Source organism: Enteroscipio rubneri, from assembly GCF_963929405.1.
GTDB classification, from domain to species: Bacteria; Actinomycetota; Coriobacteriia; order Coriobacteriales; family Eggerthellaceae; genus Enteroscipio; species Enteroscipio rubneri.
On the sequence record NZ_CAWVIN010000001.1, the window covers coordinates 77410 to 101617 of the forward strand.

The following is a 24208-nucleotide window of genomic DNA, read 5'->3' on the forward strand; positions in this document are numbered from 1 at the left end:
GGGGCTCCGGCGGAGAGGTTTATGGTTGTTCTTTGACGGGAAGGCAACGCGCCTGTCCTGCCTTCCGTCACCCCGTTGCCGTTTTGTATAGTGGCCCCATGAAGAAATCCGAAGCGCTCAAAATTCTTGGGCTAGTCGACGGCGCAACCGACGACGAGGTTAAGCAGGCCCATCGCAAGCTGGTGATCGCGCATCATCCCGACAAGTTCCCTCTTGAATCAAAGGAGCGCGCCGATGCCGAGGAGTTGACCAAGCGCATCAACGAAGCGCGCGATGTGCTGCTCAACCGCTCATGGACGCCTGAGTTCGATCCGCGCCGCGACCCGCGGCCCTATGCGGGCAATCCGTTCGCGCATCCGACCGCCGCGCCACAGCCCGGTGCGCCTCGGGACGGATGGGATCCGTTTGCCGACTGGCCGTTCGGCCAAGGGCAGCCGACCTCTTCCCAAGGGGGCCGTACCGCTTATGTGTGGACCTCGTGGGACGGCAGTCGGACGGCGGACGGCGGAACCCCGGGCAACATGCCGTTTGACTTCGACCCATTCGATCCGTTCGCGCCTTTCCGAGCTGCGCGCGAGCAGCAGAAGACGCCGCAGGAGCGGCTCGATGAGGCGCGAACCGCCCTCGGGCGCGAGGTCGGCATCGTCGTGGCGAAGGCGGCGGCCCTCGTCGTGCTCGCGCTTGTCGGCTCGGCGGCAACAGGGTTGTTCCTGTACGTGGTCGCATCGTTTGTCTACGGTCTGTGGAAACGGTTCGGTTCATGCCTCATCGGGCTGCTGCTGCCTATTGCCCTGTTTGCGATGCCGTTCGTGTTCCTCATCGCGCCGCGTCAGGGGGCCGTCACCATCGGCTTGGCCGTGTTCTTCCTCGTGGCCGTGCTGTTCGATGCGTCGAATCTACGCGATCTCGTGCGCTCCTATCGGACGGCCCGCTCGGCCATTCGATAGCAGATCTCGCTGAAAAGGCGTGCGTGCTGCTTCACATGCGCCGCTTTCGAATGCGCGCTCGCGTCCCGTTGCACCCGCACTGGGCGAATCCATGTTTGCGGCGGTTTCTTGCGCCTCCGCTGCGCCTTCGTCGCTTGCGTTCGCGCCCGCTTGTTGCGTCCGGCCTTCTGCTGGCCGGTGAGCGCATCGCCTCAGATCGGCCGCGCGTGCGATCGTGCTATACTGACCTCTGCTCAATGCCGTTTGCCTACCACGGAAAACGGGTTGGGAACAACCCGCCGGGAAAGACGCGGAAATTCGTTGAATTTCCGAGTGAAAGGGTATACTGCCTGTGGCGAACCGTCGTCGCGCACGAACGCGGCCCCGCCTACCCCGTGCTCCCGAAGGAGGAGGCAAACGATGATAGTGCTCGAAGAGCCGTACGTGTCCGAACCGCTGGCTGCTTGGCTGGAGGAATCACAGCATCCGGTGCTCGATAATGCCGTCTCTCGCGAGCAGGGAGAGGGCAGGGCGCTCAACATCGTGGCGGAGGACGAGGCCGTTCGCCGGATCGACGGGGGCGAGCGCGTGTACACGAACTCTGAGAACGCCCTCGCGTGGATCATGGACAACGTTCACAACGAGAGTCTTGTGCGCGGCATCGGACTGTTCAAGGACAAGGCGGCTATGCGTGCGGCACTGGCACCGCTCGATCCCGACCTGTTTTTCAAAACCTGCTCGGTGGACGAACTGTTCAAACTCGACTATGCCCGGCTTGATCCGCCGTTCGTTTTGAAGCCTTCCGTCGGATTCTGCAGTGTGGGCGTGTACGCTGTGCAGAGCAGGGAGGATTGGGAACGGGCGCTCGCCGATATCGCTCAGAACGCCTCCGCCTGGCACGACTTGTATCCCGAGAGCGTCATCGGCGCCGGGTCGTTCATTCTCGAAGGCTATATCGACGGCACCGAATACGCCCTCGATGCCTTTTTCGATGAAACAGGCGCTCCTCATGTCCTCAACGTGCTGCGCCACGATTTCGCCTCGTCAGAGGACACGAGCGATCGTCTGTACATGACAAGTCCGTCCATCGTGCGGGAGACGACCTCCCTGTTCACCTCGTGGCTCAACCGCGTAAACGCGCTCGTGGGCGTTCGCAACTTCCCGGTGCACGTCGAGGTGCGCGTTGCGGACGGGCATGTGTGCCCCATCGAATTCAATCCTCTGCGGTTCGCAGGACTCGGCGGCACCGATCTGAGCCTGTACGCTTACGGTTTTCGCACCTACCAGGCATTTCTCGAGGATGATGTACCCGATTTCGATGTAGCGTTCGCCGACAAGGAGGGAAAGGTGTACTCCATGTCGTTGCTGAATCCCCCGCAGAATGCGACGGGCGGCGAACGGTTCGACTATGACGCGTTTCTCGGCCGGTTCTCGCACGTGCTGGACATGCGTCCGTTCGATCTGAACCGTGTCGGCAACTACGGCTTTCTCTTCCTCGAAACCGACGCAGACACTGCCGATGAGTTGACGTTCCTGCAGCACTCCGACCTGGAAGAGTTCCTCCGCTAGCGCGGAGGACGCGACGGGTCGGAGAAGACCGTGAAGCTTTCCATACGCAATCTGCTGATCGGCCTTGTCATCGTCATCGTGCTAGCGGTGGTGCTGTTGCGCGGTGACCAGCTGGTTGAGCTGGTGGAGACGATGAAAAAAGGTGCGGCCATCCCGCTTATCGCGGCATTGTGCACGCAGCTGGGCAAGTACTTCGCGCAGAGCTTCGCCTATTCGTTCGCATTCGAGGCGGTCGACGAGCATATGGATCCTCGCTCGACGCTGCCGCTCGTGTTCGGCACGTTCTTCATGAACACCATCGCGCCCTCGCTCAACCTCGCTGGCACCACGCTCGTGGTAGACGACGCTCGCCGTCGCGGCATCGCGCCGGGAAAGGCGACGTCGGCGGCGTTGCTCATGCAGATAACCGTGGACTCCGGGTTCGCCACCATCATGCTCATCGGATTCGCCATCCTGGCGGCTACAGTTGGTCTATCGCCGCTGTGGTTTCTGCTTGGACTGGTGGTTATAGCCCTGGTCAGCGTTATGGTACTCATCCTCGTGCTCGGCAGGAAGCGTCCCGCGCTCGTGCTGCGCATACTGCGACCGATCGAGCGGCTCGTCGACCGTATTCGCGCGCGCTTCAAGAAGCCGCCGCTCGATTCGTGGGTGGAGCGGGCTGTAGCTTCGTTCTCGGATGCGGCAGGGCTCATCGGGCACAATCCGAAGACGACGGCCAAGGTGTTCGGCTGCTCGATCGTGGCAAGTTCGTGTGAGCTCGCCTGCTTCTGTCTGGTGGGCGTCGCCTTCGGCGTTACGTACCCCGAGGCTCTCATCTGCGGTTACGTTGTCGCGACCCTGTTTGCCATGATCTCGATCACCCCGCAGGGTGTGGGCGTGGTCGAGGCGGCCGTGGTGGTGGCGTTCACCTCGTTCGGCGCGTCGAGCGCCGCAGGACTTTCGATCGCGCTTGTGTACCGGGGCATCGTGTTCTGGATGCCGTTTCTTATTGGGGCAGTGCTCATCCAGACGACGAAGACGTTCCGCCATGATGCGAAGCGCACGGCGCGCAATCAGAAGAGCAAGGATCGCCTGAGCGGGACTGTAGCCGCCGCCAAGCAGATCGATGCCCATGTCGAAGGACCTCGGGACGCAACGGGCGGTCCTCAGGCCGCTGCGGGCGGCCCCGAGGCGCAGCGACCGTCTGCGGCCGAAGCGGATTCCGGTGCGAGCTCTGTTGCCGATCCGTCTAAAAGCGCCGCTCCGCACGCTCGGTGACGTTTCCCGGCGTCGCATAAGGCTCATATAACAGTCCTTGACCGATTTCGTATCGCATCGAACGACTCAATGGCAAGTTCATGGTTCGCGGGTTGGAATCATGAACTACAATGGGCAGGTTAATGCACGGCGGTGCGTACGGTTGGACCGCTTCGACAGGAAAGAGTGGGTGAGGGACGTGGGGATTCGCACGATCATGCGCGCATGCGTGCCATGCGTGTTTGCAGGCTTGATGGCGTTGACCGGCTGTTCGGCCGGGTCGAACGAATCGAGCGATGCAGAGCCTGCTTCGGCGCTCGATCCATCCAGCCCGGTGCAGATAGAGCTGTGGACGTATTACAACGGCACGCAGCAGCAGGCGTTCGAGGATTTGGTCAAGGAGTTCAACGAGGGACGTGGCAAAGAACTGGGCGTTGTTGTGACAAGCTCGAGCCAAGGCGGTGTGAACGATCTTGCCGCTGCCGTGACCGATTCGGCGCAAGAGCTCGTCGGCTCCGAGGCGATGCCCGATGCCTTCCTTTCGTATTCGGACACCGCGTCGGTCATTGACGGCCTCGGCCGCGTGGCGGATTTGGCGGGTTATCTGACCGATGAGGAGAAGGCGCTCTACGTCGAGTCCTTCCTTGATGAGGGCGATATCGACGGCAACGGATCCTTGAAGGTATTCCCGGTGGCGAAGTCCACCGAGACGCTTCAGATCAACGCCACCGACTGGCAGGTTTTCGCCGATGCGACGGGCTCCACGCTCGAGGAGCTTTCGACGATCGAAGGCATCACGGAGGTGGCGCAGCGCTACTGCGAGTGGACCGATGCCCAGACGCCGGATGTTGCAGGCGACGGCAAGCCGTTTTTCGGTCGAGATGCGATGGCAAACTATTTGATCACCGGCTCCAAGCAGCTCGGACACGAGCTGTTCGATGTGGAGGGCGGGGTCTGCACGTTCGATATCGACCGTGATACGATGAAGGCGCTGTGGGACAACTACTACGTTCCCATGGTGCAGGGCTGGTTCTCGGCTGAGGGCAAGTTCCGCTCGGATGCCGTGAAGACGGGCGACCTCCTCTGCTATGTGGGCTCGTCATCATCGGTTGTCTACTTCCCGCAGACCGTCACGTTGGACGACGAGACCAGCTATCCCATCGAGTTGGCTGCGCTTCCCGCTCCGACATTCGCCGATGGGGAGCCGTGTGCACCTCAGCAGGGTGCAGGGTTCGTCGTGACGAAGTCTGATGAGAAGCGTGAGACGGCCTGCGTGGAATTCCTGAAATGGTTCACCGCCAAAGAGCAGAACACCGGCTTCTCTGTGAGCGCGGGGTACATGCCCGTGACGAAGGAGGCGCTAACGCTTGAGAACCTCGAGGCTGCCGCATCCGGTTCGGATGGTTCTGAGAATTACTCGATCAACCTTCCGGCTACGCTCGAGACGATTGAAACAGGCGTGTATGCGAACCGTCCATTCGACGGCGGGGTGGATGCTCGCGCCGTGCTCGAGAGCGCTCTGTCCGACAAGGCGACAGCCGATCGCGAGGCTGTCGTGAGCGCCGTCGCTGCGGGTGCAAGCCCGGAGGAGGCTGCGGCGCCGTTTTTGGAGGATCGCGTGTTCGATGAGTGGTTGGAGGATCTTACGGCGCGCTTGAAGGCGACGACCGCCTAACGGAGGGGTGCGTTTGTGCGAGGAAGGGGCCGGGGCGACGACATGATCTGGGGTTCTCGGCACGGCGAAGGCTCACGGCACGGATTGACCTTTAAGGTCCTTGTCGTCGTGCCCTTCTGCATCGCGCTAGCAATCCAGGTCGTCGTGTGCGCGTTCGTCCTTGCGCGAAGCGAGATGCTCGGCCAAATGGAAGACGACGCCTACGATCTGTTCTCGGAGCGCGTCGCGAGCAGTGCGGGCTACCTGGAGAACGACATGATCTTCCGCTGGTCGGACTTCGAAGAAGCGTCCGATCAGATAGCCTCGAAGATCGATGTCGAGCTGGCGGCGCGCGGCGCGACGGCGTCTGACATCAAAGCTGGCGGCGACCTTGCCATTTCGCTTGTTGGCACCGTGAGCGACGATATGCTGCTGTTCGCGCAGCGGGCCGAGGTGGACGGCGTGTTTTTGGTGCTGGCGAACGGAGAGGCCGAAGGGCGGCAAGATGCGCGCACGGCCTTGTATGTGCGCGACTCGAACCCGAAGGTCAGCGTCGCGAATCGTTCCGATCTGCTGTTGGCCGCCTGCCCTATCAGCATCGGCCGAGAATCGGGGGTGGCGCTCGACAGCCAGTGGTCGGCTACGTTTCCTCTTGCGGCCGAAGGGGACGACCGCAGCGCGTTTTACTACAAACCCTTGCGAGCGGCTGAGCAGCACCCGGATGCCGATGTGAATGATCTTGGCTATTGGGGGCGGCCGGTGGACTTTGGCTGGGTGGGCACGTCGTCGATCACCTATAGCCTGCCGATCAAGGACGCGCAGGGCGGCATCGTCGGCGTGCTGGGCGTGGAGGTCCGCCTCGATCGCGTCGAGTCCTTCTTCCCCTATGTCAATTTGAACGCCGAGGGCGAGGGCTCGTATCTGCTGACAGTCACCGACGAGGAGGGCTTCACGCGCGATGACGGGGTAGAGCCCGCCGAGAGCGTCGAACGTTCCTATGAAGTGCTGGCGGCAACAGGCGCGACTCAAAGCCTGTACGTGGAGGACGGCTCGTTTACGGCACTGCTCGACGAGCAGAAGCGTATGGTAATCGATGCGCCGTCCGATCCGTCGCCCGACATGCGTGCCGCGGCGAGCGCCGCCGAGATCATGCTCTACGACAGCACTTCGCCGTTTGCCTCGGAGCATTGGGCGCTCGTGGGGCTCGAACGGCAGAACGACCTGTTCGTTGCTTCGCACTCGCTCGCAAAAAGCCTGATCGAAGTGTTCGCCGCCTCGCTGCTTATTGGGCTGGCGGTGGCCGCGCTCACGGCATGGCTGTCATCGTCGCGCCTGCGCCACCTTATGGCCGAAGTGCGCAAAACGAAGCCCGAACAGCCCATCTCTTTTACGCCGACCGGTATCGTGGAGGTGGACGAGCTTTCGGATTCCATCGCCGCGCTTGGCGCGGAAGTGGCGTTGTCCGCATCGCGCCTCTCGCAGATACTGCGGCTGTCTGATCGCGGCATTGGAGCGCTTGAGTACAGCCAAGAAACCGGTTCGATCACCTATACTGACGGCTTCTTCTCCACGCTCGCGGTGCTCGAACCGCCCGACAGCCCCCGTTTCAACCCGCGCCGCATGGCCGAAAATCCACCCTCGGCTGAAGAGTTCGAGACACTTATGAGGGGTTATGTTCCCTATATCGAATCCGAGGCCGAGGGGCGCTATCTTATTTCCGGCCCTCATCGGGCAGCATGGGTGCGTCTCGTTGTGGTGGTCGACGACGAGAGGAAGCGGACCTACGGCCTCGCAGAGGACGTGACGCAGGAGATCGAGACCCGCCGGCGCATAGAGCACGAGCGCGATCACGATATTCTTACCGGGTTGGCGAACAGACGTGCGTTCGAACAGTCCGTCAAGGAGCTGCTCGATCAGAATCCGCCTTCATTCGGTGCCATGCTCATGCTCGACCTCGATAACCTCAAGTTCATCAACGACACCTATGGCCATGATTGGGGAGACCAGTACATCAAAGCGGCCGGCCGAGCCGTCGAGGTTGTGTTCAGCGGGAAAGGCTGCTTTGCGCGCATATCCGGCGATGAGTTCCTCGTATTCGTGGACGCGTGCGCCGATCGGGACGAGGCTGAGGCGCTGCTCGGAGAATTCCGTCGCGCCCTCGATGCGAGCCTTCTCGAGGCGCCCGACGGCAAGGTGCTCAAGGTTCGCGCATCCACCGGAGTTGCCTACTACCCCTCCGACGCTTGCGAGTACGTGCAATTGCGCGAGTACGCCGACTTCGCCATGTATTTGGCGAAGAACAGCCGCAAGGGCGAGCTCATCTCCTTCGATCGTCAAACCTACGAAAAGCAATCGATCATGGTGAACGGTCGCGAGGAGCTTAACAGGCTGCTCGACGAGGAGCTGGTTGACTACCATTTCCAGCCCATCGTGGATGCGCGGGCGGGCGAGGTGGCCGCGTATGAGGCGCTCATGCGCCCGCTGCTCGACACCATACCGACACCCGATCTCGTGCTCGCACTCGCCCGCTCTCAGTCGAAGCTCTACCGCGTCGAGCATATGACGTTCTTCGGAGCGCTCGAGGCATATGCGCGCTGCAAGGGAGACCGCAGTGCCACGCTGTTCGTCAACAGTATCGCCACTCAGCGCCTTTCGGCCGATGACGAAGCTGAGCTGGTTGAACGGTTTGACGGTTTGCTCTCGCGCGTAGTGATCGAGATCACCGAAAATGACTACAGCCGCGAAATGGCCATGTACAAGGAGGCGCTTGCGCATCGTTTCGGCGCCCGCCTGGCCATCGATGATTTTGGCAGCGGCTACAACGGCGAGACATCGCTGCTTGATTATCAGGCCGACTACGTAAAGCTCGACATGGAGATCGTCCGGGATATCGATACGGTCAGGGATCGCTGCGATATCGCCAAAAATCTCATCAGCTTTGCGCACGATCGCGGGATCCGCGTCATTGCCGAAGGTGTCGAGACCGAAGGCGAACTGCGCGCGCTCATAGCGCTCGGTGCTGATTACCTGCAAGGGTACCTGCTTGCGCGTCCGGCCCCGGAGCTGCGCGACATTCCCGAGGACATCAAACGCCTCATCCGCTCGCTCGTCCGAACAGGCTGACGGATGGGGGCGTTCGAGAAAGAGGGACGCGAGCCGCATGCTGTCCGGTGATGCGCTCGGAGGGTTGGGGTATACTCAAATGCGGAATCGCGCGCCCGCCGGCAGACGGGCTGACCGAGGAGGATCGCATGTCGCTGGTTGAAACCCTGCATATGTCCACCGTTTCCAAGACGCCGCAGCGCGTGGAGGTGGTTTTGCCAATAACCCCCGATCTTTATCAGCCGCACGGCTTTCTGCACGGGGGCGTTACCATCGCCCTGCTCGAATCTGCGGCCAGCTACGGCGCCGAATGCCACACTGACTTCAGCAAGGAGCTTCCTTTCGGCATCGAAGTGACCGTGCGCCATCGCAAGAGCGGCAAGGAGGGCATGCTGCGCGGCGTGGCCGAGCTGGACCGAGTGGAGACGTCCGGACATACTGGTTCTGTCAAGCAGTTTTGGAACGTGGCCGCCTACGATGACGTGGGGGACGTGGTGTCCGACGGCGTTATCGTGACGAAAGTTGTCAGTCTTGAGCGCCTAGCCCAGAAGGAGCGCGAGCTCGCGGCGGCCAAAGAACGCTAAGAAGGCCGGCTGGAGCGGGCCTCGGCTCGGGGGCCGTAGCGATTGATGGGGTGCGACTGGATGGCGGCGTAGAGCGATTCGTGGACGATATTCCAGAAAGGGTTCGCCTTGTCGTTGAGCAGCGTCTCGCGCTCATCGCTCTCCAGGCAGAACGCGACGGTCGACAGTAGGTGGCGCGTGCACAGGGAGGCGAGCATGCCCCTCGTCGCGTCCGGCATGTAGCGCCCGCCCAAGATGAACTCGATATCGCCTTCGACGGCCGGATAGTACAGGTCCGTCAGACAGTGCCAGAACTCGAGTTCGCGGATATCGAACAGCTTGCGGTAGAAATCCTGCCGCCCAAGGGTGCAGCGCGCAAACGCTTTGAGAAACTTCGAACAATCGAGCGTCCGAGCGCCGGTTTCCACGTGCGCATAGTACGCGAGCGGCGTCTCGATGCACCGCTTCGACTCGAGGGGCAGGCACACCAGCTCGTTGTCCGGCAATGCGGCGCGCAGCTCCGCATCGAGATCGGTGCGGAGCACCCAGAGCGCAACGTCGTACTTGCTGGAGAAATGGTAGTAGAACGTGTTTCGGTTTATGTCGAGCCTCGCGATTATGTCGGCGATGCGCACGCGGGCAAGCGATGTTTCCTCGACCATGGAAACGAAGGCGTCAGCAATGGTCTGTCGCATATTCCGTTTCATAGAGCCTCCTTGGGGCAGCCATGCGTTTCCATTATAGACAAAAACCGAATCCATATGAGATCGGAAGACGTTGATCTTCGTTTCGTTTGATTCGCTCACTTCGATCGAGTGCGTCGATCGATTTATTCTCGTGCCAAATAGATAAAAACAAATTTTGACTATTAAATGGCCGCTTGTAAGAAATCATACTCTTCCTATAACCGATGGGATCATCGGCGAATCGCACTTTGCAATTCGATTGAGGAGGTACGTATGGAGGATGTCAAGCGTCCGCTGGACGGGGTCAAGGTCGTCGAGATGGCGACGTTTATCGCTGTTCCCGCCGTGGGCCGCATCTTGGCCGACATGGGAGCGGAAGTGATCAAGATCGAGTCCTCAAAAGGCGATAATCTGCGCTTCACGGCGCCGAACGAGGGTCGTCCGAGCGATCCGTTCGAAGACACGAACTTCGATTTGGAGAATGCCAACAAGAAGGGCATCGTCTTGGATATGCGCAGCGAAAAGGGCAAGGAAGTGCTGTTCAAGCTGCTTGATGAGGCTGACGTGTTCCTGACCAACTGGCGTCCGCAGGCGCTTGCCCGCCAGAACCTCACCTACGAGAGTCTCAAGGAGCGCTTTCCCGGCTTGGTGTACGCGAGCCTGACGGGCTATGGCGACAAGGGTCCCGATAAAGATCTGCCCGGGTTCGACTATACCGCGTTCTTCGCGCGCTCCGGCTGGGCAGGCTCGCTGTATCAGAAGGGCACCGTGCCCACCAACCTCATCCCCGCGCTCGGTGATCATCAGGCTGCGCTCGCGCTGACCGCCGGCGTGCTGGCGGCGCTGCTGCGCGCCTCCAAAACCGGTCAAGGCGAGAAGGTTTCCGCAAACCTGCTGCATACCGCGGTGTGGGTCCAGTCGTTCCAGATTCAGGGTGCTCAGTACGGCACGGAGTTCAACGGCGTGCACTATCCGTTCGATCGTCGCGACAATCCGCTTCCCTACCAGCCCGCCGTCAAGACCAAGGACGATCGCTTCCTGCAGGTCATGGGTCCCAACTACGGCATCTACTTCCCGCTGATCATGAAAGCCATTGGTCGCGAGGACCTCATCGACGACCCGGTCCTGAGCAATCAGAAGAAGATGCAGGACGAGGGCCGGGTCGGCGAGATGTACGACATCGTGCAAGAGGGCTTCCAGCAGAAAACCGCCGCGGAATGGGCCCCTATCCTCACCGAACTCGATATTCCCTTCGCGCTGTGCAAGACCTACGAAGAGGTTGTGGACGACGAGCAGGCGTGGGCAAACGACGTGTTCTACAAGATGGACTATCCGCGCGGCCCCAAAGCCCTCGTGCGCACGCCCATCGATCTGGAAGAGACGCCGCTTCCGCCCTATGAGAAGGCTCCGCTTCTGGGCGAGGACACCGAAGACGTGCTCAAGGAGCTCGGCTATTCCGACGCGGACATTTCGGCAATGGCTAAAGAGGGCGTCGTGATGCAGGGCGCACGCAAGTAACGGCATCGACGCAAACGAAAGGGGGACCAATGATCACTGAGCAAAGCACTGCCGAGGAGAAGCTGCCGGCGAAGAAGGTGCTGGCAAACATCGCCGATCGGGTGTACGAGGACGCGATCGAGGCGAAGGCCCGCGGGGAAAAGGTCGGCTGGATATCCTCGAATTTCCCTCAGGAGATTCCCGAAACACTGGGCTTGCACTGTGTCTATCCGGAAAGCCAGGCGGCCGCCATATCAGCGAAGGGCGGGAGCCTTCCCCTGCTCGAGCATACCGAGGGGGACCTGGGCTACTCCAACGACCTGTGCGCGTACGCCCGCATCAGCCTGGCGTATGCCGATCTGGGGGCTTGCCCGAACGGCGAGCGCGAAATGCCGCTTCCCGATTTCGTCCTGTGCTGCAACAACATATGCAATTGCATGATGAACTGGTACGAGAACATCGGGCGCATGCTGAACATCCCCGTCATAATGATCGACGTGCCGTTCAACGACAAGTACGACGTGGACCAGAAGCGCGTCGATTATATGAAAGGCCAGTTCGACGACTGCATTCGCCAGCTGGAGGAGATCACCGGCAAAACCTGGGACGAGAAAACGTTCCTGAAGGTATGCGAGCGCTCCGTCAAAGTGGGCGAGGCCTGGCTCGAGGCCACCACGTACATGTGCTACAAGCCCTCGCCGCTCAACGGTTTCGAGCTGTTCAACCATATGGCTGTGGCGACGATGGCGCGCGGCAAGCAGGAATCGCTCGACGGGTTCTTGCAGCTTATCGAGGAGTACAAGCAGTTCGTCTCGGAGCACAGGTCCACCTTCAAGGTGGAAGAGACAAACCGCGTCATGTTCGAGGGCATTGCGTGCTGGCCGTTTTTGCGCGCCACGTTCAGCCCGCTTAAGAACTCCGGGACGAACGTCACCGCATGCGTGTACGGGCCCTCGTTCGCCTTCACCTACGACAACACCGACGAGATGATGAAGGCGTATGCGGGCGTGCCGAACGCCATCAACCTCGAACGCGCCACCGAGCTGCGCAAGAAGCTGTGCCTTGACGGCAAGGTGGATGGCGGGCTGGTGCACATCAACCGTTCGTGCAAGATGTGGTCGGGCATCGCCCCTGAAATGGGTCGCCGCATATCTCAGGACCTCGACATCCCCATCGTCACCTTCGATGGCGACCAGTCGGATCCGCGCAACTTCAGCGAGGCTCAGTACGACACGCGCGTCCAAGGCCTGGTCGAGGTCATGGAAAGCAACAAGAGGGGAGCGTAAAAGACATGGCATGTATCGATACTCTCCTAGCCGCCTTCGCCGAGGTGGCCGTCGATCCCGACGCCCAGCTTGAGAAGCACCTGGCAGCGGGCAAGCGCGTTGTCGGCGTCGGCCCGTACCATGTGCCCGAGGAGCTAGTGCACGCCGCCGGCGCCGTGCCGTTCGGCGTGTGGGGGTGCGTGGGATCCTCTGTCGAGGCGAAGAAGTACTTCCCGCCGTTCTACTGCTCGCTGTGCCAGATGACGCTGGAGATGGGTTTGACCGGCACGCTCGACAAGCTGTCGGGCATGATGATCACCGGACTATGCGACACGCTGCGCGCGTTCTCGCAGAACTGGAAGGCCGGCATGGGCAGCAAGGTTCCCATGATCTACGTCACCAATGCGCAGAACCGGTTCATCGAAGCGGGCCGCCGCTACACCGTAGAGGCGTATGCCGAGGTCAAGCGTCGTGTTGAAGAGTGCTGCGACGCGCTTGTCACCGACGAGGCCCTGGCGCGCTCCATCAAGCTGTACAACGAATGGCGCGCGACGATGCGCGAGTTCGTCGCGCTGGCCGGCCAGCATCCGGCCGAGGTGAGCGTGTCCGCCCGTTCGTCTGTTATCAACGCTGGGTACTATATGGACAAGGCCGAGCATATGTCGATGGTACAAGAGCTCAACGCAGCGCTTGCCGCAGCACCCGTTTCGCTCTCCGGCTATAAGCCCATCGTGCTCTCTGGCATCTATGAGGACATTCCGGCCATCACGGCCATCCTCGAGGAAAACGGGTTCGCGATCGTCGCCGACGACATGGCCAAGGAGTCCCGAGCGTTCTCGCGCCAAGTGCCCGAGACGGGCGATCCCCTTGAGGCGCTGGCCGACGGCTGGTGTGCGCTCAGAGCCGACACCGAGCTGTTCGACCCGAGGAAAGAGCATATCGAACAGGTGGTCGAGCTCGCCAAGGACAACGCCGCCGCCGGCGTCGTCATCCTACTGGCGAAGTTCTGCGATCCCGAGGAATTTGAGGCTCCGCTCGTGAAGAAGGCGCTTGGGAAGGCGGGCATTCCTGCGGTGACCATCGAAGTGGACCAGTCGACCGAAAGCTACGAACAGGCCCGCACGCAACTGGAAACGTTTGCGGATTTGCTGGGGTAAGCACGATGGAAGGCACTTCGCCCCCGCGCGGTTTGCGCCGGGGCGAAGCGGAAGAACCGCTGCAAAGCCGCGGTGGAAGATATCTTTGCAGCCATCGTTCATCGTCCGCTTGGGGGCGAACTGACTGAAAGGAGAGCACTATGTCTTCTGGTTCTGTCAAAGATGGAAAGGGCGGATTCCATTACGCCTACCTGATTGTGGCGGCGGGCATCGCCATCACGTGCATACCTTGCGCGCTCGTTCTCAGCTGCGCGGGTATCTACTTCACGCCGGTCAGCTCGTATTTCGGCGTTTCGAAAGCCGAATTCACGCTGTATTTCAGCTTGCTAAACCTGGCGATGATGGTCATGCTGCCCATTGGGGGAAAGCTCATGTCGAGGTTCGACGTGCGAGCGGTTCTTTCCGTCTGCGTCGCGATCGACGGGCTTACGCTCATCGCCATGTCGTTCTTTTCGGCGGTGTGGCAGTTCTATCTTGCGGGCATTCTGCTGGGCATCGGCACGGCGCCGCTCATCTACCTGGCGGTTCCTTCGCTCATTAACGCTTGGTGCAAGAAGAAGGTCGGCTTTTTCGTCGGCCTGTGCATGGCGTTCACCGGTATCGGCGGCGTCATCTTCAACCCGGTGGGAACGGCGTTCATCGCTGCGGGGCCCGAAGGGTGGCGCACCGGATACCTGGTATTCGGCATCATCGTCCTGGTGGCCACGCTGCCGTTCACGATCTTCGTCGTGCGCTCGAAGCCGGCCGACAAAGGGCTCTCGCCGTACGGCGCGCAAGAGGCTTCCGCGGCAGAGGGTGCACCGAATCCTGCCCCAGTCGAGTTGGGCGTATCGGCCGGCAAGGCCATGAAGACCACGGCGTTCTTTGCCATCGCGGCGTTCGGTTTCCTGATCACGGTGAACCAGACCGTCTATCAGTTCCTCCCCTCGTATTGTCAGTCTTTCGAAGGCACGCTGCCTCAGATCGCCGCGCTATCCGGAATGATCGCTTCGGCATGCATGGCCGGCCAGGCTATCGGCAAGGTTATCTTGGGCCTGGTGAACGATAGAAGCTGCAAGGGGGGAATGGCGCTGGGCATTTGTTCGGGCGTCGTGGGTGTCGCGCTCATGTGGTTCTTGCCGGCACAGGCGGCCGTCCTGCTTGTAGGCGCGTTCCTATTCGGGTTCGTGTACGCCTGCACAACCGTGCAGACGCCGCTGCTCACCCGCACGGTATTCGGTTCGCGCGACTACACCAACATCTATTCGCGCGTGTCCATGGCCGGCGCGTTGGGCGGCGTAGTGGCTGCCACGTTCTGGGGCTGGATCGTCGATTTGCCGAACGGCTTCTCCATCATGTTCGCTATGAGCCTGGCAATCATGGTCGTGAGCTTCCTTTTGGGCCTGTTCGCACTGACGCGAAGCAAGAAATTGGAAAAGACGGCCGACTAGGCCGGGTGCGAGGCGTCTCGCTGGTCGTGCGCCTCGCAGGTACACCTGCCGCGACCTGCACCGATGCAGGCACGGCTCTGACAAGAAAGGCACGCAATGGACTTCTCCCTCACCGACGAGCAGGAGCTTCTGATCGAAAGCATCCAAGAGTTCTGCGAGCGCAATCTCGACGAAGACAAGATTTCGGCCATGTTCGAGAACCATGGCATGAGCGACGAGCTGATCAAAGCCTATCTGGAGGCCGGTTTCGGGCTCATGGGCATTCCTGAAGAGCTAGGCGGCGTGCCCTGCGACCGGGTGACGTTAGGTATCCTCACCGAGGAGTTCGCCCATTGCGCCGGCACCATCACGCCATTTCTCAACAACACGCTGGCCATGTGCGACATGATCGATTTCGGAAGCCCCGAGCAAGTTCGGATGTGCATGGACGCCTATCTGGAAACAGGCAAGCCTATCTTCTCCCTCGGCTTTTCCGAGCCGGGTGCCGGATCCGACAACGCATCCATGACCTCGGTCACCAGGAAGCAGGCCGACGGCACCTATGTCCTTTCTGGGCAAAAGACGTGGGTGACGCAGGGCGAGGTGTTCCCCTACGTGTTCGTGGTGTCCAAGGATGAGGATCCCTCCCCCGAGAACCGCTCCATGTCCATGTGGCTGGTGCCGCTGGAGTCCGAAGGGCTGTCCACCGCGCCGCTTGAGAAGCGCGGCCAGCAGATCATGCCGTTTTGCGAGATGTATTTCGACGACGTGGTGCTGACCGAGGACATGCGCGTAGGCGAGGAGGGCGCCGGCTTTAAGAACCTCATGAAGAACTTCGAGATGGAGCGTTCGCTCATCGTGGCGCAGTGTCTCGGCTGCGCGCAGGCCTGTATGGACGATGCCGCTGCGTACGCGAGCGATCGCATCGTGTTCGGCAAGCCTATCGCATCCTACGAGCTGATCCAGCAGAAGCTCACCGATATGGAGATCGCACTGGAGAACACGCGCAACATGCTGTACAAAACGCTGTGGAAGATGGACCGAGGCGAATCTATCCGCATCGACTCCGCGCTGCTCAAGCGCTACGGGGCCATGCAATGCGCCTGGGTATGCAGCGAGGCTGTCCAGATATTCGGGGGCCTGGGATACACCACCGAGACGCGCGTGGGCCGCATTGCGAACGATGTGCGCGGCATGCAGATCGCCGGCGGCACCGACGAGATCATGGTCTACATCGCGGGACGCCAGCTGGCCAAGAAATACGCCCGCAAGTAGCGCGCGACCGGTTTCGCCCGTTCGAACAGGAAGGCATGCCATGGGATGCTCACCGCTGTACTTGGGAATCGATGCGGGATCCACCGCTTCGAAGTGCGTAATCGTCGACGGGGCGGGAACGGCGGTCGCTTCGGCCCTGCACACCTCAGGGGCCGGAACCGTCGGGCCCCAGGTGGCGCTCGACAAGGCGCTTGCACAGGCGGGCGCCGGGCAATCCGAGGTGCGCTTCGCGTGCGCCACGGGTTACGGGCGGCATCTGCTGCCATGGACCGATATGCAGATGTCGGAGCTTTCATGCCATGCGAAAGGCGCGACTCGATTGTTTCCCGCCGTCCGTACGGTAGTGGATATCGGAGGGCAGGATGCCAAGGTCCTGCGCATCGACGAGCGGGGCCGGCTGGAGAACTTCGTCATGAACGACAAGTGCGCGGCAGGAACGGGCCGTTTCCTCGATGTGATGGCCTCGGTGTTCGGGTGTACGGTGTCCAAGCTGTCGGAATACGATGCGCAAGCCCAAAACATCGCGTCCATTTCATCGACATGCACGGTGTTCGCCGAATCGGAAGTCATCTCCAAGATGGCCGCCGGCGAGCCCATCCCCGATATCGTGGCGGGCATCCATGCGTCGGTGGTGGAGCGTACCTACGGCCTGATGCGCCGCTTGGGCGTCGAGCCCGACGTGGCCATGACGGGCGGCGTGGCGCTTAATGACGGGCTGCGCAAACGGCTTGAGGCGCGCATCGGCCGCCCGGTGCGCACATCCACCCTATCACAATTCAACGGTGCTTTCGGCGCAGCTCTTTACGCGCTCGAGAAGTGCAAGGACAAGTGATTCGGCCATGGTGGCGAGCTGCGATCGGATATCGGGCGAGGCCATGGAGCTGGCGAATAAGAGTTTCCCCCCGCTCACGCTCGCGCGCGCCCTGTTCGAGGGATACGCGCGCAATCCGCATAAGCCGATGGCCATCGGGGCGAACGAGAGCGCGACCTATGCCGACGCCTACCTCATGACGAACGATTTGGCCTGGCGGCTGCGTTGCGAATGCGGTGTCGAGCCTGGGGACACCGTGGTGCTGGCGGCGCCGAACCTCATTGCTGTGCCGTGCATCATGGCCGCCTCGCAGATGTGCGGCGCGCGGCTGGTGCACCTATCGCCGACGCTTGAGCGCGACGATTTCGAACGCTGCACGAACATGGTGGATCCTCGCGTGGTCGTCGCCTCGAATGAGGCGCACTGCGCCTATGCGCGCGAGCTCTTTCCGAATGCGAAAGTGCTGTCGCTGGGCGGCTTGGATGCTTCGGTCTTCCGCATCGAAGATGCGCCGAGGATGGCGTCGCTCAGCAAGGCCTGGGAGTTCCCCGGCTATCCGGGCGAGACCGAGATCGTGCTCTTCTCGTCCGGTTCCACCGGCGCGCCGAAGGCCATAGTCAACCGGGCCTCGTCGTTCTCGCGCAACGCCTGCGCGCTTCAAGAGGCCTTGTCCCTGTCGGAGGACGACGTGCTGTACGTGCCGGTGCCCTTCGCCCACGTGTTCGGCATCGTGGGCGTGTACGCAGCCCTGCTTGCCGGCGCGACGATCGTGACGAGCGCAAAGTACCGGCCCGAAACCGCCTTGTCGCTCATTGCGGACACCTGCGCGACGGTTCATTTCGGTGTATCGACCATGTTTCTGCGCGAGTTGCGCGCGAACCAGGATGACGACTGGGATCTGTCGACGCTGCGGACTGGCCTTGTCGGCGGCGCCAGTTGCCCCGAATCGGTGTTGCATGAATTCGAACGCCGGTGGGGGTGCCGCCTTATGCAATCGTACGGCATGACCGAGACCGCCGCTACGTTGACGGTCACTCCGCTCGAACTGCCCGTGTCCGTCCGTGCTCGCACCGTGGGTGCGGGGGTAGACGGCGTTCGGATCGAGCTGGCTCCCGACACCCGCGAGATACTGGTGAAGACCCCGACGCTCATGGTGGGCGTTATCCAGGACGACGGTGGGTATCGGCTCGATCTCGACGAGGAGGGGTGGCTGCACACGGGCGATGTGGGCGCGTTCGATGAACATGGGCTTCTGTCCATCGTCGGGCGCATCAAGGAGATGATCATCCGCGGTGGCGTGAACATCTTTCCGGCGGAAGTAGAGGCCGTCTATCAGGCGAATCGCGACGTGTCGGAATGCTGCCTTGTCGGTTACGACGATCCCGAATTGGGGGAGCGCACATGCTTGTGCGCCATCGCGAGGCCCGGCTCCGACGCGTCGACGCGCGAACTGAGGTCGTATGCGGTCGGGCGTATCGAGAAGTGCAAGATCCCAGATACCGTTCTGAAGATGGATCGGCTCCCTCATTTGGCAAATGGTAAAATCGACAGGATCGCATTGATGAACCACGTGAAGGGCGCGCTTGAGCGCGCAAACCGAGCGACGCGCGAGCGCGAGCGATAAACGGCAATGGGGCGGACCATGGATATCTCAGAATCGTATAGCCAAGTTATCAAACTCGTCGACGAATTCTGCGACGAGCATTTCAACGAGGAGCGTATCCGTCAATGGATTGAGTCGCGGGGCGTACCCAACTCGCTCTACGACGCGTTCTTCGGAAGCGAGCTGGGATCCTATGTGATGCCCGTCAATGCAGGAGGGCGTGCATGTCCGTTCGACGAGCGCGTCGCGGTGACCATGCAGCTTACCCGCCGTGCCGGAGCGACGCTGCCGTTCCTGTCCGATATGATCTCCATGGCGTTGCTGTCCACCATGAGATCGCTCTCGCAGCGCGAGATCGCCGAAGACCTTCTTCCACGCAGCGGCCGCGTGACGTTCTCGCAGGCGTTTTCCGAAGAGGCTGCCGGCAGCGACGCGTCCGCCGTGAAGACCGTCGTGTCGCTCGAGAGCGACGAGATCGTGCTGGACGGCCGGAAAACGTTCGTATCGAACGGGCAGTTCGCATCCGATACCCTCGTGCTGGCATCCGATCCCATCTTCGGGCGCGCCGACGGGGGCCTATCGCTTTGGCTCGTGCCCCTCGATACTCAGGGCGTGTCCACGTTTCCGCTCAATACCGTGGGGCAGGAGATGCTGGCTCCGGCGATGATCTCGTTCGATCGGGTCGTGCTCGATCCGAAGTGGCAGATCCAGTCTGAGGGCAAGCTTGCCTCCATGCTCAAACGCCAATACGAGCTCGGACGCATCCTCGTGTGCGCATCCAGCCTTGGGCTGGCGCGCGCGGCGATGGACGATGCCCTGGGCCATGCAGCCTCCCACATGGTAAAGGGCCGGCGTCTGAGCAGCCTGCCGCAAATCCAGGAGAAGCTCGCCGATATGGAGGTTCGGCTGCGTTCAATGGAGTCCCTCGTGTACCATGCCGCCAAGCTGGCCGGCGACGGAGGGGACGAGGCGCGTCTTGCCTGCGCGCTCATGAAACGCTTCGTGCCGAAGGCCGCCACTGATGTCGCATCCGAAGCGCTGCAGATATTCGGCGGAGCCGGCTACACCGATGAGACGCGCGTCGGGCGCATCTGGCAGGATTGTCGAGGTAACCAGATCGCGCAGGGCACCGACGAGATCATGGTAGGCCTGATCGCGAAGCTCCTCGTCTCCGAGGCTGTGCGCGACGGCGCGTAGCGCCCAGGCGGGACGGCTTTCGGATTGACGGATGCCCGTTTCCTAGGGGCGCTCGCCTACGACGAAGGCCAGGGAAACGTGCTCGTCGTGGGAAATCGAGACGTGCACGCTCGTATCGGCGGGCAGTGCGTTTGCAAGGGCGCCCCGCATGCGCACGTGCGGCTGCCCGCTGTCGTCGGAGAGCGTTTCGATGTCGATCATGCTCGCGGTTTCCGCCCAGCCGTTAAACGCCTTGATGGCGGCCTCCTTTGCGCAGAAGCGCCCCGCGAAATAGTGCAGAGGGTTCGCCGATGCCAGCGCCTCGTCGCGTTCGGCTTGCGTGAACGTCCTACGGAAGAACGCATCGTCCCAGGCTCCATCAAGCGCCGCCAGCCGCTCGTGCTCCAATATGTCCGTGCCTATACCGATGATCATCCGCATGCCTTTCTGCTGCCGTAGCGGCTCGTACCGCCATCCCGAAAGCGCGCAGAGTCGCTCTGCCCGAGTTCCGTGTTCTGCCCGAGACGAACATGCGGCCGAGCCCGATCGATCGATTCTCTCATGCTTTCGTGCGCGTGATCAGCTTATCGAACCGGTCTTGGATGCGCAGCACATGAAACGTCATCTGGATGCAAGCGATAGTCTCGGCATCCTTGAAGTCGCGTCCCATGATCTCGCGGATCTTGCCCAGCCGATAGTACAGCGTATTCTTGTGGATGAACAGTTTCTGGGCCACGGCTTCGGGATCGGTGGGGTTCTGCAGGTATTCGTAGAGGGTGAGCGTGAGATGCGTGTCGTTTTCCCGGTCCGTGTCGATCACGTGGACGAGCGGTGGATAGCGGTAAGAATACAGAAGCGGCCCGTCCATGACGTTCGCCACGATGTCGAGCAGGCGGTACCGCGGGAACGGGTACACATGCAGGTCCGGATCTACTCTACGGCCGGTGGTTATGGAGCGGCGCGCTTCGGCGATGTAGCTCGGGGTGCGCTCAGGATTCAGGTAGATGCTGCTGATGCCCACGTCGATGGCGGAATCGGCGAGCGCGCGCCTGAGGGCGCCTTGGTCGCACAGGCTCTCTTCGTGGATCTCGTCATCGCTCGAGAGGAACACGATGTCGGCTTCGTCGACGACGTATATGCTGTTCGGGACGAGCGGGTGCAGCCGCCGTGCCAAGGCGTTCACGCGTTCTGCGGGAATATAGTCGTGCGAGAGGTCCACGAACAGGATGTGCAGGTACTTTTTCAGACGATATCCGAAGAATGAGAACCGCAGGCGCAGCTGGTCGGCGTCTTCTGGGTACGTGCCCTCTTCGAGCTGGCGGAACAGATGCGTGTAGTACAGCGATTTGTTCAGCAGGTACGCGTTGCTCTTCTGCATCTCGATGCTGACGATCTGGGCGATGGCGGGGATCATGTCGATGCGGCTTTGACGCAGGCGCTCGTTTTTCGTGAAGAAGCTGATCGACCCGATGATATGGTCGCGGCTGTGTATGAACGAGAAATAATTTGTGTGCACGTTTCCCTCGTCGTCGTGCCAGTCGAACACTTCGAGGTCGCTGGGCTGATCGGGCGTGATGAGGTTCTTGCGCTTCATAAGGTCGAGGGCGTCTTCGGGAAGCCATCCCGACGTTTTGTCCGCATCGTCCGCAACCCAAGCGGGAAAGTCGTCCGAACTTGCGAGGAAAGAAAGCGACGTGTCGAGGATGGATGCCGGCGTACCGATGATGCTTGCCGCCGCATTGACGATCCGCGTGAGCGAACTTCCGCTGTTCACGAGCGCGGTGAGCTCGAGCACGGCCTCCTTCTTGCGCTGAAGCTCGCGAAACTCGCGCGCGATAAGCTCGAAACCGTCGAGCCATTCGTCGTGGCGCCTCATGAGCACGACCGACGACCGGGGCGTCAGCGGCTTCAGGGGCTCGTCGACATGCAGGAAGAACAGGCGGTCGTCGATAAACTCGTCAGGCAGCTCGTTGAAGGATGACACCGCCGCGAAGAACGCGACGTCTTTGTCATGCAGTGTCATCTTCATGGGAACGGAAAGCAAGGCTATGCCGACGAAACGACGATGAATAATCGAGACGCCTTTCAATTCTATTGTGCTCGAGTCCAATAGCGAAACGATCTCTTGAGCTTCCATAGATCCCCCCCAAAAGCCTGCAAATATCCAAAGAATCTTTCATAATATCCTAGCAAACACGGCCGTTCGCTCTGTCCGCAAACGGGAAACATGTGAAGAAAAACGTCCTTGATTTGTGCTTGAATCCAATGACACTGCCTGCACGGGAGCGCATGATGCACGGAGAGAAAGCCTCGGCCTCTCAGCGGCTTATTCTGTAGGGGAGCGAGAGGGATCGGGGAAGTATGCAAGGAAGGAGTTCGAGTATGGCTGAACAAAAAGCTCCGGGCGTCGTCAAGTCGATCGAATACGATGGAGAGACGTTCGAAGTCCCTTTCGCCAAGGGCAACCCCGGCAAGTCTCGCGAGGAGCTTGACGAGATCAAGCGTGAGCTACGCGAATCGGGCGAGTCGAGCGATGGCGAGATGGTGGCGACGATGGGTTTCTGTGCGCCGTACCAGCCGCGCACGTACCTGACCGAGTTGCCCGGCGTGATTTGCGAGCGCGACCAGGCGTGCGTGCTGCGTGACGGCATGATCATCTACGCAGACATCTACCGTCCGGCCGCTACCGCCGAAAAGGTGCCGGTTATCTGCGCTTTCGGGCCATTCGGCAAGAACCCGAGCGAGGGCATGGATTCGTGGCAGCTCATGGGCGTACCGCCAAAGACGGTGTCGCAGTATTCCAAGTTCGAGTCCCCCGACCCGGGCTACTGGTGTCGCAACGGCTACGCGGTGGCCAACGTCGATCCGCGCGGTGTGGGCAATTCCGAGGGCGACGTGTACCTGTGGGGGCGCCAGGACGCGCAGGACGGGTACGACTTCATCGAGTGGGTCTCTCAGCAGGAATGGTGCAATGGCAAGGCGACCATGCTCGGTAACTCCGGCGTGTGCATGAGCCATTGGCGCATCGCCGCCCAGCGTCCGCCCCATCTGGCCTGCCTGGCCGCATGGGAGGGCCAAGGCGACCTGTACCGCGAGTCCTACTTTTGCGGCGGCATCCCGAACCCGGACTACGAGACGCACATCATCGAAGCGCTGGCAGTGAACAACTACATCGAGGACACGCCGGCGATGGTGGCGAAGTATCCCCTGATGAACAATTACTACCGCGACAAGATCGTCGATTGGAACAAGATCCGCATCCCCACGTACGTGACAGCCGGCTGGGTGCACCATCACCTGCGCGGGGCATTCGAGGGCTTCCGTCGCATCCGCTCGCCCAAGAAGTGGATGCGCGCCCATCGCGATTTCGAGTGGCCTGACAGCTACAACCCCGAGAGCCTCGAGGATCTCAAGCGCTTCTTCGATCGCTATCTCAAAGACATCAACAACGGCTGGGAGTTCACGCCGCGCGTGCGCATCGACGTGATGGACGCCTACGACTACGACTACGCGTCCAAGCGCCCGGAAGAGAGCTTCCCGCTCAAGCGCACTGAGTACAAGAAGCTGTACTTGAACGCCGCCGACGGCGATGCGGGTTACGAGCCGTTCGCTGACGAGTCCGAAGTGGTGTACGACCCGAAGACGGAGACGACGAGCTTCAACTTCCGCTTCGAGGAAGATACCGAGATCACGGGTTTCATGAAGCTGCACCTCAACGTTGAATGTCGCGGCCACGACAACATGGACCTGTTCCCGTGGATCATAAAGCTGGACCAGGACGGCAACTATGTGCCCATCCGCGTCATGGGCGCTCCGTTCCGCGGCGCATGGGGCTTCTTGCGCTGCAGCCATCGCGAGCTCGACCCGCAGTACGCGAGCGACTTCCAGCCCGTGCACGCGCACACGAAGGAGGAGCGCATGAAGCCTGGCGAGATCGTGCCGGTGGACATCGAGTTCTATCCGCATTCCCGCATATGGCACAAGGGCGAGCAGCTGTCCGTGGTGGTAGCCGGCCGCTTCGTTAAGACCGAATGGTTCCACGATACCGACATGAACCATGAGACGGACAACGGTGACGGCATGCACGTCATCCATACGGGCGGCCGGTACGACTCGTACCTGCAGATCCCGGTCGCGCCGCCGAAGTACCGGGTCGGCGATTACGTGTACCGCGGTTAGCGGCTTGCCGGCATGCGGCGGGGCTCAGGGAGCTTCGCTGCATGCCTGGCGGATCCGGGGCGCATTTCGAAAGGGTGATGCGCCCGGAGCGTCTATCGGC

18 protein-coding genes are annotated in these 24208 nt (G+C 61.2%); 15 read left to right on the plus strand and 3 right to left on the minus strand.

Going from position 1 to position 24208, the window contains the following annotated elements; all coding sequences use genetic code 11:
- The first annotated feature begins 98 nt into the window (after positions 1–98).
- The 6 genes from ABGT83_RS00310 (at position 99) to ABGT83_RS00335 (ending at position 9071) form a co-directional block, all read left to right on the plus strand.
- Positions 99–947, plus strand: a complete 849-nt coding sequence (locus ABGT83_RS00310) for a J domain-containing protein (protein ID WP_103264101.1) — start codon at positions 99–101, stop codon at positions 945–947.
- Positions 948–1346: 399 nt separating this feature from the next.
- On the plus strand, positions 1347–2495 hold the full coding sequence (locus ABGT83_RS00315) for an ATP-grasp domain-containing protein (protein WP_103264102.1): 1149 nt from the start codon (positions 1347–1349) through the stop codon (positions 2493–2495).
- A gap of 30 nt (positions 2496–2525) precedes the next feature.
- Complete coding sequence (locus ABGT83_RS00320) at positions 2526–3752, plus strand: lysylphosphatidylglycerol synthase transmembrane domain-containing protein (RefSeq protein WP_239926226.1); 1227 nt, start codon at positions 2526–2528, stop codon at positions 3750–3752.
- 169 nt (positions 3753–3921) lie between these two features.
- Positions 3922–5406, plus strand: coding sequence for an extracellular solute-binding protein (locus ABGT83_RS00325; protein WP_346685432.1), 1485 nt, complete (start codon positions 3922–3924; stop codon positions 5404–5406).
- A gap of 84 nt (positions 5407–5490) precedes the next feature.
- Positions 5491–8508 carry a bifunctional diguanylate cyclase/phosphodiesterase gene (locus ABGT83_RS00330; RefSeq protein WP_346685434.1) on the plus strand — a complete coding sequence of 1006 codons (3018 nt, stop codon included), beginning with the start codon at positions 5491–5493 and terminating at the stop codon, positions 8506–8508.
- Positions 8509–8636: 128 nt separating this feature from the next.
- Entirely contained in the window at positions 8637–9071 is a 435-nt protein-coding gene (locus ABGT83_RS00335; protein ID WP_346685436.1) for a PaaI family thioesterase, read from the plus strand.
- Here the strand turns inward: ABGT83_RS00335 and ABGT83_RS00340 are convergent.
- The gene (locus ABGT83_RS00340; protein WP_346685437.1) at positions 9068–9757 is read right to left on the minus strand and encodes a TetR family transcriptional regulator; all 690 of its coding nucleotides are present in this window, start codon (positions 9755–9757) and stop codon (positions 9068–9070) included. The two genes, ABGT83_RS00335 and ABGT83_RS00340, sit on opposite strands and share 4 nt — an antisense overlap.
- 252 nt (positions 9758–10009) lie before the next feature.
- Here ABGT83_RS00340 and ABGT83_RS00345 point away from each other — a divergent pair, with 252 nt between their 5' ends.
- From ABGT83_RS00345 to ABGT83_RS00380, 8 genes are all read left to right on the plus strand, one after another.
- The gene (locus ABGT83_RS00345) at positions 10010–11254 is read left to right on the plus strand and encodes a CaiB/BaiF CoA transferase family protein (RefSeq protein ID WP_346685439.1); all 1245 of its coding nucleotides are present in this window, start codon (positions 10010–10012) and stop codon (positions 11252–11254) included.
- A gap of 29 nt (positions 11255–11283) precedes the next feature.
- Positions 11284–12519 carry a 2-hydroxyacyl-CoA dehydratase subunit D gene (locus ABGT83_RS00350; RefSeq protein ID WP_346685440.1) on the plus strand — a complete coding sequence of 412 codons (1236 nt, stop codon included), beginning with the start codon at positions 11284–11286 and terminating at the stop codon, positions 12517–12519.
- A 5-nt stretch (positions 12520–12524) separates the two neighbouring features.
- Positions 12525–13655: a 2-hydroxyacyl-CoA dehydratase subunit D gene (locus tag ABGT83_RS00355; RefSeq protein ID WP_346685441.1), complete on the plus strand. Its 1131-nt coding sequence runs from the start codon at positions 12525–12527 to the stop codon at positions 13653–13655.
- A gap of 140 nt (positions 13656–13795) precedes the next feature.
- Positions 13796–15085, plus strand: a complete 1290-nt coding sequence (locus ABGT83_RS00360; protein ID WP_346685443.1) for an MFS transporter — start codon at positions 13796–13798, stop codon at positions 15083–15085.
- A gap of 96 nt (positions 15086–15181) precedes the next feature.
- A complete protein-coding gene (locus ABGT83_RS00365) occupies positions 15182–16339 on the plus strand; it encodes an acyl-CoA dehydrogenase family protein (protein WP_346685444.1) in 1158 nt (385 codons plus the stop codon).
- Between the two features lie 40 nt (positions 16340–16379).
- Positions 16380–17171, plus strand: a complete 792-nt coding sequence (locus ABGT83_RS00370) for an acyl-CoA dehydratase activase (RefSeq protein WP_346685446.1) — start codon at positions 16380–16382, stop codon at positions 17169–17171.
- A 7-nt stretch (positions 17172–17178) separates the two neighbouring features.
- Positions 17179–18774, plus strand: coding sequence for a class I adenylate-forming enzyme family protein (locus ABGT83_RS00375; RefSeq protein ID WP_346685448.1), 1596 nt, complete (start codon positions 17179–17181; stop codon positions 18772–18774).
- Positions 18775–18792: 18 nt separating this feature from the next.
- The gene (locus tag ABGT83_RS00380; protein ID WP_346685450.1) at positions 18793–19950 is read left to right on the plus strand and encodes an acyl-CoA dehydrogenase family protein; all 1158 of its coding nucleotides are present in this window, start codon (positions 18793–18795) and stop codon (positions 19948–19950) included.
- Between the two features lie 42 nt (positions 19951–19992).
- Here ABGT83_RS00380 and acpS read toward each other — a convergent pair whose 3' ends face one another.
- Positions 19993–20364, minus strand: coding sequence for a holo-ACP synthase (acpS, locus tag ABGT83_RS00385; RefSeq protein ID WP_346685452.1), 372 nt, complete (start codon positions 20362–20364; stop codon positions 19993–19995).
- Between the two features lie 124 nt (positions 20365–20488).
- Positions 20489–22066 (minus strand): PucR family transcriptional regulator, encoded by a 1578-nt coding sequence (locus ABGT83_RS00390; RefSeq protein ID WP_346685454.1) that lies wholly within the window; start codon positions 22064–22066, stop codon positions 20489–20491.
- Positions 22067–22311: 245 nt separating this feature from the next.
- Here ABGT83_RS00390 and ABGT83_RS00395 point away from each other — a divergent pair, with 245 nt between their 5' ends.
- Entirely contained in the window at positions 22312–24108 is a 1797-nt protein-coding gene (locus ABGT83_RS00395) for a CocE/NonD family hydrolase (RefSeq protein ID WP_346685456.1), read from the plus strand.
- Positions 24109–24208: the final 100 nt, after the last annotated feature.

Coding starts and splice junctions, on each gene's coding strand:
- ABGT83_RS00360 (WP_346685443.1), top strand. CDS start 13,796: ATGTCTTCTGGTTCTGTCAAAGATGGAAAGGGCGGATTCCATTACGCC.
- ABGT83_RS00350 (WP_346685440.1), top strand. CDS start 11,284: ATGATCACTGAGCAAAGCACTGCCGAGGAGAAGCTGCCGGCGAAGAAG.
- ABGT83_RS00315 (WP_103264102.1), top strand. CDS start 1,347: ATGATAGTGCTCGAAGAGCCGTACGTGTCCGAACCGCTGGCTGCTTGG.
- ABGT83_RS00380 (WP_346685450.1), top strand. CDS start 18,793: ATGGATATCTCAGAATCGTATAGCCAAGTTATCAAACTCGTCGACGAA.
- ABGT83_RS00340 (WP_346685437.1), bottom strand. CDS start 9,757: ATGAAACGGAATATGCGACAGACCATTGCTGACGCCTTCGTTTCCATG.
- ABGT83_RS00395 (WP_346685456.1), top strand. CDS start 22,312: ATGGCTGAACAAAAAGCTCCGGGCGTCGTCAAGTCGATCGAATACGAT.
- ABGT83_RS00390 (WP_346685454.1), bottom strand. CDS start 22,066: ATGGAAGCTCAAGAGATCGTTTCGCTATTGGACTCGAGCACAATAGAA.
- acpS (WP_346685452.1), bottom strand. CDS start 20,364: ATGATCATCGGTATAGGCACGGACATATTGGAGCACGAGCGGCTGGCG.
- ABGT83_RS00365 (WP_346685444.1), top strand. CDS start 15,182: ATGGACTTCTCCCTCACCGACGAGCAGGAGCTTCTGATCGAAAGCATC.
- ABGT83_RS00370 (WP_346685446.1), top strand. CDS start 16,380: ATGGGATGCTCACCGCTGTACTTGGGAATCGATGCGGGATCCACCGCT.
- ABGT83_RS00375 (WP_346685448.1), top strand. CDS start 17,179: ATGGTGGCGAGCTGCGATCGGATATCGGGCGAGGCCATGGAGCTGGCG.
- ABGT83_RS00355 (WP_346685441.1), top strand. CDS start 12,525: ATGGCATGTATCGATACTCTCCTAGCCGCCTTCGCCGAGGTGGCCGTC.
- ABGT83_RS00335 (WP_346685436.1), top strand. CDS start 8,637: ATGTCGCTGGTTGAAACCCTGCATATGTCCACCGTTTCCAAGACGCCG.
- ABGT83_RS00345 (WP_346685439.1), top strand. CDS start 10,010: ATGGAGGATGTCAAGCGTCCGCTGGACGGGGTCAAGGTCGTCGAGATG.
- ABGT83_RS00310 (WP_103264101.1), top strand. CDS start 99: ATGAAGAAATCCGAAGCGCTCAAAATTCTTGGGCTAGTCGACGGCGCA.